The 14,471-nt window shown below is 69.8% G+C and carries 13 protein-coding genes; 3 read left to right on the top strand and 10 right to left on the bottom strand.

What is annotated here, in order from left to right; all coding sequences use genetic code 11:
- Positions 1-13 precede the first annotated feature (13 nt).
- Together G531_RS0106300 and G531_RS0106295 are read left to right on the top strand one after the other, a co-directional pair.
- Positions 14-1,318: an ABC transporter substrate-binding protein gene (locus tag G531_RS0106300; RefSeq protein ID WP_026926590.1), complete on the top strand. Its 1,305-nt coding sequence runs from the start codon at positions 14-16 to the stop codon at positions 1,316-1,318.
- A 60-nt stretch (positions 1,319-1,378) separates the two neighbouring features.
- Positions 1,379-2,512 carry an ABC transporter ATP-binding protein gene (locus G531_RS0106295; protein WP_026926589.1) on the top strand — a complete coding sequence of 378 codons (1,134 nt, stop codon included), beginning with the start codon at positions 1,379-1,381 and terminating at the stop codon, positions 2,510-2,512.
- Positions 2,513-2,565: 53 nt separating this feature from the next.
- On the opposite strand, the gene G531_RS0106290 is transcribed toward G531_RS0106295, so the two are convergent.
- The 4 genes from G531_RS0106290 to G531_RS20905 all read right to left on the bottom strand — a co-directional run bounded on the left by G531_RS0106290 (position 2,566) and on the right by G531_RS20905 (position 6,934).
- A complete protein-coding gene (locus G531_RS0106290) occupies positions 2,566-3,747 on the bottom strand; it encodes an alpha/beta hydrolase (RefSeq protein WP_081683883.1) in 1,182 nt (393 codons plus the stop codon).
- Between the two features lie 14 nt (positions 3,748-3,761).
- Positions 3,762-4,919: a signal recognition particle-docking protein FtsY gene (gene ftsY / locus G531_RS0106285; protein WP_026926587.1), complete on the bottom strand. Its 1,158-nt coding sequence runs from the start codon at positions 4,917-4,919 to the stop codon at positions 3,762-3,764.
- Between the two features lie 1,021 nt (positions 4,920-5,940).
- Positions 5,941-6,129 (bottom strand): hypothetical protein, encoded by a 189-nt coding sequence (locus G531_RS0106280; RefSeq protein WP_026926586.1) that lies wholly within the window; start codon positions 6,127-6,129, stop codon positions 5,941-5,943.
- A gap of 130 nt (positions 6,130-6,259) precedes the next feature.
- On the bottom strand, positions 6,260-6,934 hold the full coding sequence (locus G531_RS20905) for a DUF4386 domain-containing protein (RefSeq protein WP_051215143.1): 675 nt from the start codon (positions 6,932-6,934) through the stop codon (positions 6,260-6,262).
- Between the two features lie 74 nt (positions 6,935-7,008).
- On the opposite strand from G531_RS20905, the gene G531_RS0106270 reads away from it, so the two are divergent.
- Positions 7,009-7,662, top strand: a complete 654-nt coding sequence (locus G531_RS0106270; RefSeq protein ID WP_026926585.1) for a TetR/AcrR family transcriptional regulator — start codon at positions 7,009-7,011, stop codon at positions 7,660-7,662.
- Positions 7,663-7,676: 14 nt separating this feature from the next.
- Here the strand turns inward: G531_RS0106270 and smc are convergent, their stop codons facing one another.
- The 6 genes from smc to G531_RS0106240 form a co-directional block, all read right to left on the bottom strand.
- Positions 7,677-11,225 carry a chromosome segregation protein SMC gene (smc, locus tag G531_RS0106265; RefSeq protein WP_026926584.1) on the bottom strand — a complete coding sequence of 1,183 codons (3,549 nt, stop codon included), beginning with the start codon at positions 11,223-11,225 and terminating at the stop codon, positions 7,677-7,679.
- A gap of 16 nt (positions 11,226-11,241) precedes the next feature.
- Positions 11,242-11,865: a GtrA family protein gene (locus G531_RS20900; protein WP_051215142.1), complete on the bottom strand. Its 624-nt coding sequence runs from the start codon at positions 11,863-11,865 to the stop codon at positions 11,242-11,244.
- Positions 11,866-11,968: 103 nt separating this feature from the next.
- Positions 11,969-12,838 (bottom strand): bifunctional DNA-formamidopyrimidine glycosylase/DNA-(apurinic or apyrimidinic site) lyase, encoded by an 870-nt coding sequence (gene mutM / locus G531_RS0106255; RefSeq protein ID WP_026926583.1) that lies wholly within the window; start codon positions 12,836-12,838, stop codon positions 11,969-11,971.
- 3 nt (positions 12,839-12,841) lie between these two features.
- Positions 12,842-13,480, bottom strand: coding sequence for a ribonuclease III (gene rnc, locus G531_RS0106250; RefSeq protein WP_245630519.1), 639 nt, complete (start codon positions 13,478-13,480; stop codon positions 12,842-12,844).
- 89 nt (positions 13,481-13,569) lie between these two features.
- A complete protein-coding gene (gene rpmF, locus G531_RS0106245) occupies positions 13,570-13,767 on the bottom strand; it encodes a 50S ribosomal protein L32 (protein ID WP_026926581.1) in 198 nt (65 codons plus the stop codon).
- 61 nt (positions 13,768-13,828) lie between these two features.
- Entirely contained in the window at positions 13,829-14,386 is a 558-nt protein-coding gene (locus G531_RS0106240; RefSeq protein ID WP_026926580.1) for a YceD family protein, read from the bottom strand.
- Positions 14,387-14,471 lie beyond the last annotated feature (85 nt).

Below are 14,471 nucleotides of genomic sequence, written 5' to 3'. Positions count from 1 at the left end.
TGAAAGGTAAGTCATGATCGGTCGTCGTGGATTCCTCGCTCTCGCTGGCCTGAGCGCCGCAGCAGCCACCGTTGGTCTGTCCGCCTGCGCCGGCGGCACCGGCAGCACCGCCGGGGATGGGCAGAAGGGCAATGGCACCCTGCAGTTCTGGTCCAACCACCCCGGTTCCTCCAAGGCCCTGGAGGAGCAGCTGATCGCCGAGTGGACCAAGCAGCACCCGGATGTTCCGGTGCAGCTGGTCGACGGTGGTTCCTCCTACGAGGACCTGGCCACCAAGTTCAACGCCGCGCTGGCCGGCGGCGACCTGCCCGACGTGATCGTCGCCTCCGACGTCACCTGGTTCAACTTCGCCCTGAACCAGGCCACCGCCCCGCTGGACGACCTGTGGAAGGAAGCCGGCGTCGACGCGAACAGCTACGTCGACACCCTGCGCGAGGACTACGCCTTCGGCGGCAAGCACTACGGCATGCCGTACTCGCGCTCCACCACCCTGATGTACTGGAACTCCGACGTGCTGGCCCAGGCCGGGCTGGAGAAGCGCGGCCCGCAGACCTGGCAGGAGTTCGCCGACTGGGCGCCCAAGCTGGTCCAGGCCATGGGCGGCAAGCCGGCCCTGGTGATCCCGGACGGCTCGAACTACCTGGACTGGTATTTCCAGGGCATGATCTGGACCTTCGGCGGCAAGTACTCCAACGAGTGGACGCCCACCTTCAACGACCCGAAGTCGATCGAGGCCGGCAAGTTCCTGCAGGACCAGTACAAGGCCGGCCACATCGGCATCGAGAAGGACGCCAACAACACCTTCGGCATCGGCGGTGCCGCGGGGCTGCTGCAGTCCACCGGCTCGCTGACCGGGCTGACCAAGGCCGCCAAGTTCCCGTTCATCACCACCTACCTCCCCGGCCCGAAGCCGGGCGCGACCACCGGTGGTGCGGGTCTGGCCGTTCCCAACGGCATCTCCCACGAGCGCAAGATCAACGCGGTGAAGTTCATCGACTTCCTCACCAACATGCAGAACACGATCACCTTCTCCCAGGGCACCGGCTACGTCCCGGTCCGCAAGGGTGCGGAGAACGAGGCTGCGATGAAGACCTACCTGGAGCAGAACCCGAACGCCTTCACCGCGATCAAGCAGATGGCCGACGGCAACACCGCGCCGCAGGACTACGCCCGGGTCTTCGTCCCCGGCGGCGGCAAGCGGATCGGTGGCGGTCTGGACAAGATCACCCTCGGTGGGGAGGACGTGGCCACCGTGTTCGCGTCGATGCAGCAGGAAACCCAGCAGTCCTACGACCGCGACATCAAGCCGCTGCTGTGAGCCCGGCTCACTGACGCTGCCCCTCTCTTCGAACGCTTCTCTGAACTAGGAGTACCGACCATGTCCACGGTCGAGTTTCGCAACGCCTCCCGCATCTACGACAACACCCGTCCGCCGGCGGTGAACCGGATCAACCTGTCCATCGCCGATGGTGAGTTCCTGGTGCTGGTGGGCCCGTCCGGGTGTGGCAAGTCCACCACCCTCCGCATGCTCGCGGGCCTGGAGCCGATCGATGAGGGCTCGATCTTCATCGACGACGTCGATGTCAGCGAGGTCCCGGCGCGCAAGCGCGACACGGCCATGGTTTTCCAGAGCTACGCGCTGTACCCGAATATGACCGCCCGGCAGAACATGGCCTTCGCCCTGGAGAACGCCAAGGTCCCCAAGGCCGAGATCGCCCAGAAGGTCGAGAATGCGGCCAAGATGCTCGAACTCGGTCCGCTGCTCGACGTCAAGCCGGGCAATATGTCCGGTGGGCAGCGGCAGCGGGTGGCGATGGGCCGGGCCATCGTCCGCAGCCCCAAGGTGTTCTGCATGGACGAGCCGCTGTCCAACCTGGACGCCAAGCTGCGGGTGGCCACCCGCGGCCAGATCGCCGCGCTGCAGCGCAGCCTGGGCGTCACCACGGTCTACGTCACCCACGACCAGACCGAGGCGATGACCATGGGCGATCGGGTCTGTGTGCTGAAGGACGGGGTGATCCAGCAGGTCGATGAACCGACGCACCTGTACGAGCACCCGGGCAACACCTTCGTCGCCGGCTTCATCGGTTCGCCGTCGATCACCCTGATGGACGGGGTGTCCCTGGAAGAGGGTCGCGCCGTCATCGGGGAGGGACACACCGTCGATCTGGGCATCGAGCGCGAGCTCGCCACCCGGGCGAAGGGTCCCCGGGTGACCGTCGGCGTACGCCCGGAGGCCTGGGACATCGTCGGCAGCTCGGCGAATCCGGTCCCCGACGCGCTCCCCCTGCGCGCCGGGCTGATCGAGCACCTGGGCTCGGAGGCGTTCGTCTACTGCGATGCGATCATGACGCCCGACAGCCCGGTCACCGTCCGGGGACAGCGGGTCGTGCTGCGCGCGGACAAGCGGCAACCGATCACCACCGGAGAGACCCTGTACGCCCGCCCGCGGTTCGGCGAGTGCTACTTCTTCGATCCGGAGTCCGAGACCAACCTGGAGTACGTGGCCTGATTCGGGTAGCTGGGGCCCGGTGTCGACACTGTCGGCACCGGGCCCCGTGCTGTTCAGAGGCCGAGCTGACCCATCCAGGTCAACGCCTGGTCGAAGGTGCGGGAGTAGACCTGCCAGCCGTGGCCGCCCTTCTCCAGCAGCAGGACGCCGACCCCGGGCCAGTTCTGCACGGTGTCGATCATGTCCTTCGAATCGCCCTCGTGGGCCTTGCCGCCGTTGTAGGAGTGCTCGTCGGCGGTGACCGACACGATCAGCAGCCGCAGCGACTTCGGGTTGCTGGTGTTCTTCGCCTGCCAGATCGGGGAGTTGGCCTCGTACAGCTTCTGGTCCCCGTTGAACATGTCCTTCCCCTCGATGAAGGGATGGAAGTAGCCGCCGATGCTCGCCGCGGCACCGAACCGGTCGGGATGGCGCATCAGATAGTTCGCCGCGCACAGGCCGCCGGTGCTGTAGCCGGCCAGGAAGTTCAGCTTCGGGTCGGTGCTGACCCGAAACGTCCGCTGGACGGCGTCGGGCACCTCCTTGGCGAGATAGGTCTCCGACTTCGCGTCCGGCAGGTCGACGCACTCGGTGTCGCGCGGGCCGTGGGTCATGATCGACGGCATCACGATCACGAACGGGCGGACGCCGTTCTTCGTGATCGCCTGGCTGGCGCGCTTGTCGACCTCGAACTGGTCGTAGATGGACTGCGGCGAGCCGGGGAACCCGGAATACAGGTAGAGCACCGGCAGGGACTGGGCCTTCAGCGGATCCTGTTCGTAGCCCGGGGGCAGCCACACCCACGCGTCGGCGTTCACCCCGGAGGTGTCGCCGCGCACGGTCATCTTGGCCAGTTGCGCGCCGGACGGGGTGGGCGTGGTGGTGTACGGCAGCGGATGCTGCGGATCGGCGGCCGGGGTGGGGGTCGGGACGGTCGGCGCGGGACCGGGGGCGGTGCGGATGTGCCCGGTCGCGCCACCACCGACCAGGTCACCCCAGGTCAGGTAGAAGTGCAGGCTGTTGTTGACCAGCAGCAGCATCGCCAGGATCGCGGCTGCCTGGGCGAGCACGATCCGGATCCAGCGGCCGGCGGTGCCGGCGGGGCCGGGCCGGTTCCGGCGTCCGAACCGCAGGCGCTTCTTGCCGTTGACCTCCACCCGGGAGAATCCGAACAGCACGCTGAACGGCAGCAGGATCGCCGCCGCGACCACCACGCCGGCCAGAAAGGGGCTGGTCAGCCCAACTAGTTTCAACATCGTCCGCCCGAGGATCAGGATTCGAGGAGCGCGTCCACGAAGTCCTCGGCCACAAAGGGGGCCAGGTCGTCGGGTCCCTCGCCGAGACCGACGAGTTTCACCGGTACGCCGAGTTCACGCTGTACTTGAACGATGATGCCACCCTTGGCCGAACCATCAAGTTTCGACAGCACGACGCCGGAGACATCGACGACCTCACGGAAGATCCGGGCCTGGACCAGGCCGTTCTGACCGGTGGTCGCGTCGATCACCAGCAGCACCTCGGTGACCGGCGCCTTCTTCTCGATCACCCGCTTGACCTTGCCGAGCTCGTCCATCAGGCCGGTCTTGGTGTGCAGTCGGCCGGCGGTGTCGATCAGGACACAGTCGACCTCCTGTTCCACGCCCTGGCTGACGGCCTCGTAGGCGACACTGGCCGGGTCGGCGCCCTCGTGGCTGCGTACGGTCGGGACCCCGACGCGCTCGCCCCAGGTCGCGAGCTGTTCGGCCGCGGCGGCGCGGAAGGTGTCGGCGGCCCCGAGCAGCACGTCCTTGTCCTCGGCCACCAGCAGCCGGGCGAGCTTGCCGACGGTGGTGGTCTTGCCGGTGCCGTTGACCCCGACCATCATCACCACGGCCGGGTTGCCGTCCTTGCGGTCCAGGTTCAGCGAGCGATCCAGCGTCGGGTCGACCAGGCGGACCAGTTCCTCGCGCAGGATCGCCCGGGCCTGGTCGGTGTCGCGAACGTCCTCGACCTTGAACCGGGTGCGCAGCTTGTCGATCAGTTCGGTGGTCGGCCCGACCCCGAGGTCGGAGGTGATCAGGGCGGCCTCGAAGTCCTCCCAGGTCTCCTCGTCGATGTGATCGGCCGAGAGCAGGTTCAGCAGGCCGCGGGCGAGTGGATTGTTCGTACCGGCAAGACGGGCGCGCAGCCGCTGCAGCCGGGTGCCGGCCGCCTCGGGCCGCTCGGCGAGGGCGGTTCCGGCGCCCGGGTCGGTCGGAGCTTCGAGGGTGTCGGTACCGCCCCCGGGCGTCGCGGTTTCGCCGTCGGGTCGGGTCGGGGACACCTCGCCCTTGGTCGGGGGCTTCGGCAGTTCCCGATTGCGGCGGGCGTACCAAATGCCGCCGCCGATCAGCCCGGCAAGGACGAGTACGCCGACGACAGCAAGGACAATCAAAGTGACCGGATCCACGCGGCCATCCTAGTGGTCAGTAGCCTTTGGGCCGGGATCGTCGCGGTGGCGTCGGGTGGGCTGGTTGGTGGGTCCGGGATCGTCGGTTCGGGCATCCAGCGTCACCCCGGGCAACCCAGCGTCGGGGCGCCCCGACGCTGCCCACCCAACCCCGAAGCTGGATGCCCAACCAGACGCTGGGTCACACCGGTCCGGCGAAGCGGCCGGGTGGGGCGCGATCAGGGTCAGCCGTACGGTCCGGCCCGACGGCCAGGCGGCAGAGCACGCGACGATTTCGGCCCGGACAGCGTCGCCCCGGTCACCCAGCGTCACCCCGGGCAACCCAGCGTCGGGGCGCCCCGACGCTGCCCACCCAACCCCGAAGCTGGGTGCCCAACCAGACGCTGGGTCCCCGCGCCCGCCTGGAGCCGGGTGCGTCCCGAGACAGGTAATGCTCGGACGCGGCTTCCCGCGAAGGATACTGTCCGACCTTGCCTTCCTGCGACAGGTAATTCCCCACCCCGGGTTCCCGCGATGGCAAGTACACTCCGGCGACGCCACGCGGGTACCCGCAGGCGTTGCAGCAGATGCAGGAAACAGGGCGCATCGCGGCAACACAGTTCGCGATGCGGCATGGGCCGAGCCGGGTGCACCGAGCCGCACCGTCGCACCGAACCGGGGCCTCAGGTCACCCCAGAGCCGGGTGCGCCGGGCCAGTGTTGCCTGCTCGCGACCATGCCCACCGCGTACGCAGGGTCCCACAGACTGCTTGAACCGCCCGCCGGCCCGTCCCGCGACGGTAGAGACCGCCATGCGATACCAGCCACGTCCCGCACCCGCTGCAGACGCACGCGAGGGCGTACGCCGTCGCTGCGACACCGGTGGCATCGCGGCAAGCCCCGCGCGGAAGAAGCCATCGCGCACAGCCCCGCCCCGACAGAAACCATCGCGCAAAGCCCTCGCCCCACGGCTGCCCGGTCCGGACATGGTTCGGGCCCGGGGTGTGATCACCCCGGGCCCGAGTCAGTGGGTTGCGGCTCCGTCAGGCGCGCAGACGCAGGGCCCGCGGCAAGTCGTCCTCACCGTTCAGGGCCCGGGCAGTGCGACGGAACATCAGCGCCAGGCGCGGATGCTCGTCACGACCCTTGTGCTGCATCCCGACGGCCACCACACCGATCAGGAACACTGACAGCAGGAAGCACGCCGCCATCAGCAAATAGATCATGCTCATGAGATGTCCTTCGTTTGCGACCACCAGCAAGCTGGTTCCGAGGGGAAGATGTCGATTCGGCCGCAGAACCGACTGATCCAGTGTGACACCTGTGACTAATGAGACCCAAGGGGCAGAAGTCACGGTTGAATCACACGTGTGCGGGCTCCTGTGAGCCCGTTGACAGACTCCTGGGAAACTCCTCGGACCGCATCCCGCGAACGATCAGCGTGAGCGCGAAGGAGATCTCGAAGACGAAGACCGGGATCGCCAGCAGCCCGGCCACCCCCACCGCCGCCCGGTCCGCGACCCCGACAAACTGCAACACATTTCCCACCAGCACCAGGACCCCGCCGACCACCGCCAGCCACCCGATCCAGCGCGCGACCGCGCCGCTGCGCAGAATCAGTGCCCCCAGCACCACGGTGTTCACACTGATGATCAGCCCCTGCCCCACCAGGAATGCCGCCTCGTGCAGCGCCCACACCGCCGACTCCCCCACCAGCCCCGGACCGGCCACCAGGACCAGCACCGGCAGCGTACCCACCGCGATCACCGCCCCCTCCAGCAGCCGCAGCGCAGCAAAGGTGTACGCCAACATCGGCGCCCGGCGCTGCACCAGCGCGACCAGGCCGGTCCCGGTGGCAATGACCGCCCCGGCCAGGATCAACTCGAGCGCCACCCCCAACCGCAGACCACCCGCCGCCACGCCCGACCGCAGCAACGGCACCGCCGCCACCGACGTGACATGGCTGACCAGATAGAGCACCCCGACCACCGCGGCGAGCCGCCGCGCCCCCTCGGCCGAACCACCGGAAACAGACATCGAAACCCCTCCCCCGAAACGAGGTTTACGGCGTAAACCTCGACTGCTTCCAGGCTAGGTCTACGCTGTAAACCATGTCAATGCCGACCGACGCCCCACTCTCCCGGACCCGGATCATCCAGACTGCGATCGCCCTGGCCGATCGGATCGGCCTGGCCGAGATGTCCATGCGCCGACTCGGCGACGAACTCGGTGTCTCGGCGATGGCCCTGTATCGCCACCTGGCCAACCGGGACGAGCTGATCACCGCCATGGTCGACACCGCGATCGAGCCCCCGCCGGCCACGGCTCTCCCCGAGGTCACCGCCCCCTGGCGCGACCGGCTGCGCGCCCGGATCCTGGTCTCCCGCGCCCGGATGCTCGAGCACCCCTGGCTGCCGGATGCGATCCGCGACCAACGCACCGCCAGCCCCGCCGCGCTGCGCTACCTGGACGAGCTCATCGCCATCCTGATCGACGGCGGGCTGCCACCACCGGTCGTGCACAACGGGATGCATGCCCTCAGCACCCGAATGTGGGGCTTCACCATTGAGGTCTTCCCCACCCCCGCCCTCCCCGCGGAACAACCCGCGCTGGACCGCTCCCTGGCCGAGTACGCCGCGGCGTACCCGGCCATGATCGCGATGGCCACCCAGGTGCACCACGACGGGGGCTGCGATGCCGACGCCGAGTTCGCCTTCGCCCTCGACATCCTGCTGGCCGGGATCGAGCGCGCCGCGAACCCCTGAGGCCGGGCCGGACCCTATTCGTGCATCCGCTGGGAGATCACCGTGGAGACCCCGTCCCCGCGCATGGTCACCCCGTACAGCGCGTCGGCGATCTCCATCGTCCGCTTCTGGTGGGTGATCACCAACAGCTGGGAGTTCTCCCGCAACTGCTCGTAGATCTCCAGCAGCCGCCCCAGATTCACATCGTCCAGCGCCGCCTCGACCTCGTCGAGGATGTAGAACGGGCTCGGCCGGGCGATGAACAACGACACCAGGAACGCCACCGCCACCAGCGAGCGTTCCCCGCCCGACAGCAGCGACAGCCGCTTCACCTTCTTCCCGGGCGGGCGGGCCTCGACGTCGACGCCGGTGGTCAGCCACTGCCCCGGTTCGGTCAGCACCAACCGGCCCTCGCCGCCGGGAAACAGCGTCGCGAACACGCCGGCGAACGCCTTCTCCACGTCCGCGTACGCCTCGGCGAAGACCTGCTCGACCCGGTTGTCGACCTCGGTGATGATGTCGGCCAAGTCCTTGCGGGTACGCCGCAGGTCCTCCAACTGCTCGGCGAGGAAGGCGTGCCGTTCGGTCATCGCGTCGAACTCCTCCAGCGCGAGCGGGTTCACCCGGCCCAGCACCTTGAGGTCCTTCTCCGCCCTGCGCAGCCGCTTCTCCTGCTCGGCCCGGACGAACGGGACCGGCTCGGGCGCCTCGTCCTCGGCGTACCTGGTCCCGTCGCGGGCCACCAGGACCGGGACCGGCACGTCCGGCCCGAACTCATCGGTCAGAATCTCCGGGGCCAGGCCGAGTTCCTCCAGCGCCTTGGCCTGCAGCGCCTCGACCCGCATCCGCTGCCCGGTCCGGGCCAGCTCGTCGCGATGCACCGAATCGGTGAGCTGTTGCAGTTCCTCCGACAGGGCCCGGACCCGCTGCCGGGCGGCGGTGAGCCGCTGCTCGGCGCCGGCCCGGGCGGCCTCGGCCGCGGCCCGTTCGGCCCCGGCCAGGTCGGCGGAGGCCTCGACGCGGCCCAGCAGCCACCGCGCTGCGTCGCGGACCGCGGTGGCCACGCCGGCCTCGCGTCGCTGCTGTTCGCGGCGTTCGGCGGCCTGGGTGCGGGCCAGCCGCTCGGCGGCCGCGGCGCGGCGCAGTTGGTCGGCCTTCCCGGCGACCGAGCGGGCCCGTTCCTCGGTGGTGCGCAGGGCGAGTTTGGCGTCGGTCTCGGCGGCGCGGGCCTGCCGGGCGGCTTCGGCTAGCCGGTTGCGCTCGGTCGGGTCGGCGGTTTCGTCGGGGTCGCCCTCGGCGGAGGCGCGCTCCAGTCGGGCGGTCAGCTCGGCCAGACCGGCGGCGTGCTTGTCCCGGGCGGTTTCGGCGGCGCCGATCGCCGTGCCGAGCCGGTCGGCCTCGCCGCGGGCCGATCGGGCGGTCGCGGCGAGCCGGCCGAGTTCCTCGGCCACCGCCTCCATCGCCGCGTCGGACTCGTGCAGCCGGGCCAGGGTCGCCGCCACCTGCTCCTTCGCGACCGCCTGCCGGTCCCGGATCCCCTCGGCGGCGAAGCGCAGCCGCTCCAACTCCGCGGTGGCGTCGGTCAGGGCCTGTTCGGCCTCATGCACCATCGCGGTGAGTTCCAGCAGCGATTGCGCCTTGGCCGCGCCGCCGGTGGCGTACCAGCCCGAGAGCAGGTCGCCGTCGCGGGTGACCGCGATCAGGTCGGGCCGCTCCGCGATCAGGTCCCGGGCCGCGGCCAGGTCGGCCACCACGACCATGTCCTGCAGCGCCCGGCGTACCGCGGGGGCCAGGTCGGCCGGTGCGGTGACCCGGTCGGCGACCGCGCTCGCGTACGCCGGGAGCCCCGCGGGAGCGCCCGGGGCCACCGGTCCCCCACCCACCAGCAGGGTGGCCCGGCCGAGATCCTCGCTGCGCAACCGGTCGAAGGCGGCCAGGGCGGTGCCCACGTCGGTGACCACGACCGCTTCGGCGGCCTGCCCCAGCGCCGCGGCGACCGCGGTCTCGTAGCCCGGGTCGACCCGGAGCAGGTCGGAGACCGACCCCAGCAGGCCGTCGCCCCCGGCGGCCAGCAGCGCGGCCGAGGCGTCCTTGCGGTCCAGGCCCAGCCGCAGCGCGTCCACCCGGGCGGCCGCGGCGGCCCGGGCCGAACCGGCCTGCTGTTCGGTGGTACGCAGGTCCCGGGCGGCCCGGTTCGCCTCTTCCAGGGCGGCCTCGGCCTCCTCGTGGGCGACATCGAGGTAACCCTCGCCGGCATCCAGGCCCGCGACCCGGGTCTCCACCGCGACGAACTCCTGTTCGGCCTGCGCGGCGCGCTGTTCGGCGGCGGTCCGGGCCGCGGTGAGCCGCCCGATCTCCTCGACCGAGGCGGCGGCGCGGCTGCGCAGGGAGTCCACCTGGCCGGTCAGCCGGGCGAGTCCCTCCCGGCGGTCGGCGATCGCCCGGACCAGGTCGCTGTAACGCTTCTCCGCCGCCGCGGCGGCCGCTTCGGCGTCGGCCCGGTGGCTGCCGGCGGTGGCGAGGGCCGCGGTGTCGTGGCGTACCGCCTCGGCCAGTTCGGCCTCGGTCGTCGCGGCGCGGTCGGCGTCGGCCTCGTAGTCCTCCGGGCGCGGGCCCCGACGCTCCTCGGCCGGCCGGGCCTGCAACTGGCGCAGTCGCTCGGCGGCGATCGACTCGGTCGAGGCCACCCGCTCCCGCAGCCCGGTCAGGGCGTACCAGGTCTCCTGGGCCCGGGTCAGCCGGGGCTGGTCGGCGGCGGTGGCGGCCTCGGCCGCGGTCTCCTCGGCCCGGGCCTGGGTCAGTTCCTGCTCCACCTCGGCGCGGCGGCGGCGCAGTTCGGCCTCGGCGGCGGCGTCGGATTCCAGTTCCAGGGTGGCCATGACCAGATCGTCGGCGAGCAGCCGGGCGCGCGCGTCGCGTACCTCGGCCTGGATCACCGCGGCCTTGCGGGCGACCTGGGCCTGCCGGCCCAGCGGCTTGAGCTGGCGGCGCAACTCCCCGATCAGGTCGTTGAGCCGGTGCAGGTTGCCCTCGGTGGACTCCAGTTTGCGCAGCGCCTTCTCCTTGCGCCGGCGATGTTTCAGTACGCCGGCGGCCTCCTCGATGAAACCGCGGCGGCCCTCGGGGGTGGCCTGCAGGATCGAATCGAGCTGGCCCTGGCCGACGATGACGTGCATTTCCCGCCCGATGCCGGAGTCCGACAGCAGTTCCTGGACGTCCAGCAGTCGGGCGGTGGCGCCGTTGATCGAATACTCCGACCCGCCGTTGCGGAACATGGTCCGCGCGATGGTGACCTCGGTGTACTCGATCGGCAGGGCGCCGTCGGTGTTGTCGATGGTGAGCGCAACCTCGGCGCGGCCCAGCGGGGCGCGCTGCGAGGTGCCGGCGAAGATGACGTCCTCCATCTTGCCGCCGCGCAGGGATTTGGCGGCCTGGGCGCCCATCACCCAGGCGAGCGCGTCGACCACATTGGACTTGCCGGAGCCGTTGGGGCCCACCACGCAGGTGATGCCGGGCTCGAACTGCAGGGTTGTCGCGGACGCGAAGGACTTGAACCCACGCAGCGTCAGGCTCTTCAGGTACACCGTCGGGCCCGCCCGGTCACCGGTCCGCGGGCAGGGGCTCGCCGTCCTCGTCCACGCGTTCGGGAGCAACCACGGGAGCGGCCATCGGAAGCTCGTCGGTGGGATGGGAGCGCTTGTGCCGCACGGCCCGGAACGTCCACAGCTTGTTGACGACGAAGTTGATCGGCATGGTGATGATGATCTGGATCAGCTGGGCCCAGTACAGCGGAGTGCGCAGGCCGGTGGAGCCGTCGAAGACGTCGCGCGGCAACGCGATCGGCGAGCCCGACTTCAGCAGCAGGGTCTGGATGACCAGGCCCACCGCGAAGGCGACCAGCCCGGTGGCCAGGAAGGGGAAGAACTCCCGGAGCCAGCTCGCGTGGTGCTTCGATTTGAAGGTCCACATCCGGTTCAGCTGGTAGTTCCAGGTGTTGGCGACCAGGAACGCGATCGCGTTGAACACGTGGTACCAGCGGATGTTGAAGTCGGTGACCGGCAGCGGGGTCGCGACCTGCTCCCAGACGCCGGGGAAGATCTTGTTCAGCGCGATCATCACCAGCATGTTCACGAGCACGCCGGAACCGCCGACCAGCCCGAACCGGAACAATTGGACCCAGTTGTGGCGGTGGCGGACGAAGACGTAGTGCGCGACCTTTTTCACGATTTGACCAATCTAACCCCCACGGCGCGGCAAACCGGCACCGAGATCGGGGAGTGTTCCGGGCGACTCGAATTCCATCCCGTGGTCTGAGGCAGTGGCCCGGTCATCGCGCCACCACGGTCCGACCGGCCGCCCGCGGGGCGCGCTGGCAGCGCGGACACCGAAACGAGGAGCGATTCATGAACGCCTCCCGGCGGATCGGGGTACCGCAGCGCGGGCACGGTTCGTCCTCGCGGCCGTACGCATTCAGCGACCGGTCGAAGTAGCCGGACGAGCCGTTGACGTTCACATAGAGCGCGTCGAAGGAGGTGCCGCCGACCGCCAGGGCCTCGCTCATCACCTGCTGGGCCGCGCCGAGCAGACCCAGGGCCTGGCCGCGCGAGAGAGTGTCGGCCGGCTTGGCGTAGTGCAGCCGGGCCAGCCACAGCGACTCATCGGCGTAGATGTTGCCGACCCCGGCAATCAGGGTCTGGTCCAGCAGGGCTCGCTTGACCCCGGTGTGCTTGCGGCGCAGCGCGCGGCCGGTCGCTTCGGGGTCGAACTCGGGATCGAACGGATCGCGCGCGATGTGGGCGATCTCGGTCGGCAGCTCGGCCCCGCCGGGCGACAGGGACAGCCCGCCGAACATCCGCTGGTCGACGAAGCGCACCTCGGACCCGCCGTCGGTGAACCGGAACCGGACCCGGGTGTGCCGCTGATCCGGGGTGCCGGGTTCATCGACCCGGAACTGGCCGCTCATCCCGAGATGGGCCAGGATCGCGTCCCCGTCGGTCAGCGGCAGCCACAGATACTTGCCGCGTCGGCGGGGTTCGGCGAAGGTCCGCCCGATCAGGGTGCGGGCGAAATCCTCGGGGCCGAGCAGGTGCCGGCGTACCGGTCGGGGATGCAGCACCTCCACCGCGGCGATCGTACGCCCGGTCACCGCGGGCACCAGGCCGCGCCGGACGACCTCGACCTCGGGCAATTCGGGCACGGCTCAGTCCTCGTTCGCCGGCTGCTCGGCGCTCAGGGTGGACACCGCCTGCCGGGCGGCGGCCAGTTCGGCGTCCCGCTTGGAACTGCCGGCGCCGGTGCCGCGGGCCCGGTCGGCGACGGTCACCGTCGCCTCGAACCACTTGCGATGGTCCGGGCCGGAAGCGACATAGGTATAGCTCGGCAGGCCGAGCCCGAGCGAGGCGGTGAGTTCCTGCAGCCGGGTCTTCCAGTCCAACTGCTTGCCCTTGCCGGCCGCGGCCTCGGTGATCAGCGGGACGAACAGGTGCTGGACGAACCGGGTGGAGGCCTCATGGCCGGCGCTCAGGTGGACCGCGGCGATCACCGACTCCATCACATCGGCCAGGATCGAGGGCTTCTCCGCTCCGTGGGTGCGGATCTCGCCCTTGCCCAGCCGGATCATCGGCCCCAGTTCGAGGTCGCGGGCGACGTCGGCGAGCGCGTGGGCGTTCACCACGGCCGCACGCAGCTTGGCCAGCTTGCCCTCCGGCAGGTCTGGGTAGGTCCGGTAGAGGTATTCGGTGGTGGCCACGCCGAGCACCGAATCGCCCAGGAACTCCAGCCGTTCATTGTTCGGCTCGTCATGCTCGTAGGCGTACGAGCGATGGGTCAGGGCAAGCACAAAAAGCTGGGGATCCAGAGGGATCCCCAGCTGTGCACACAGCTTCTCGACCGGGGACTGCCCCGGGGCCGATGCGGTCTGCGTGATGATCAGTTGGCCGCGTCGGTCACCTGGCGACGCTCGCCCTTGGGGCCGTACTGGCCACAGGTCGGGCAAGCGGTGTGCGGCAGGTGCTGCGCGCGGCACTGCGGGTTGACGCAGGTCACCAGCGACGGGGCCTGGGTCTTCCACTGCGAACGGCGGTGCCGGGTGTTGCTGCGGGACATCTTCCGCTTGGGAACTGCCACGATGATCTCCTCGGTTGTGCCCTGAATCACGGCGATTCAGGCTGGTCGGTCGGCTCTGGGTTCAGTTGTCGCGCTGCTCGAGCTCGGTTCGCAGCGCGGCGAGATCGCCCCAGCGTGGGTCGACCGGGTCGCCATGGCTGTGCTCCGGATCGTCGTTCAGATCGGCCCCGCACTGGGGACACAACCCGGCGCAATCCGGCCGGCACAGCGGCATGAACGGAAGCTCCAGCACCACCTGGTCGCGAACCAGCGGCTCCAGGTCGAGCTGCTCGGCCACGATGCGGCTGGCCTCCTCGTCGTCGAGCTCGGTGTCGGGGTAGAGGAACAGTTCCTGCAGGTCGATCTCGAGGTCATCCTCGATCGGCCGCAGACACCGTCCGCATTCCCCGGTCAGCTGCGCTCGCGCGACTCCGGTGACCAGCACGCCCTCGACCACGGCCTCGAGCCGGAGGTCGAGTTCGATGGGCGAGTTCGGTGGTACGCCGATTACGTCGTTGCCAAGGCCTTCCGGGGCTTCCACGGTGGTGACCACCTCGCGCATCGAGCCCGCGCGGCGGCCCAGATCATGGGTGTCCAGCACCAAGCCGGATCGATCCGCTGAACGGCGTGAGGTCGTCATTACGAATCCCTTCTGCCCCGGACGGCATGACTACGTCATAACCGACGACCAACTGTACCTACTTGCCCCACCGGTGGCAAAAACG

The organism is Granulicoccus phenolivorans DSM 17626 = NBRC 107789 = JCM 15570, from assembly GCF_000423085.1.
Taxonomy (GTDB): domain Bacteria; phylum Actinomycetota; class Actinomycetes; order Propionibacteriales; family Propionibacteriaceae; genus Granulicoccus; species Granulicoccus phenolivorans.
The sequence above is the reverse complement of the archived record's forward strand: the minus strand, read 5'-3'. Positions and strand labels throughout refer to the sequence as shown.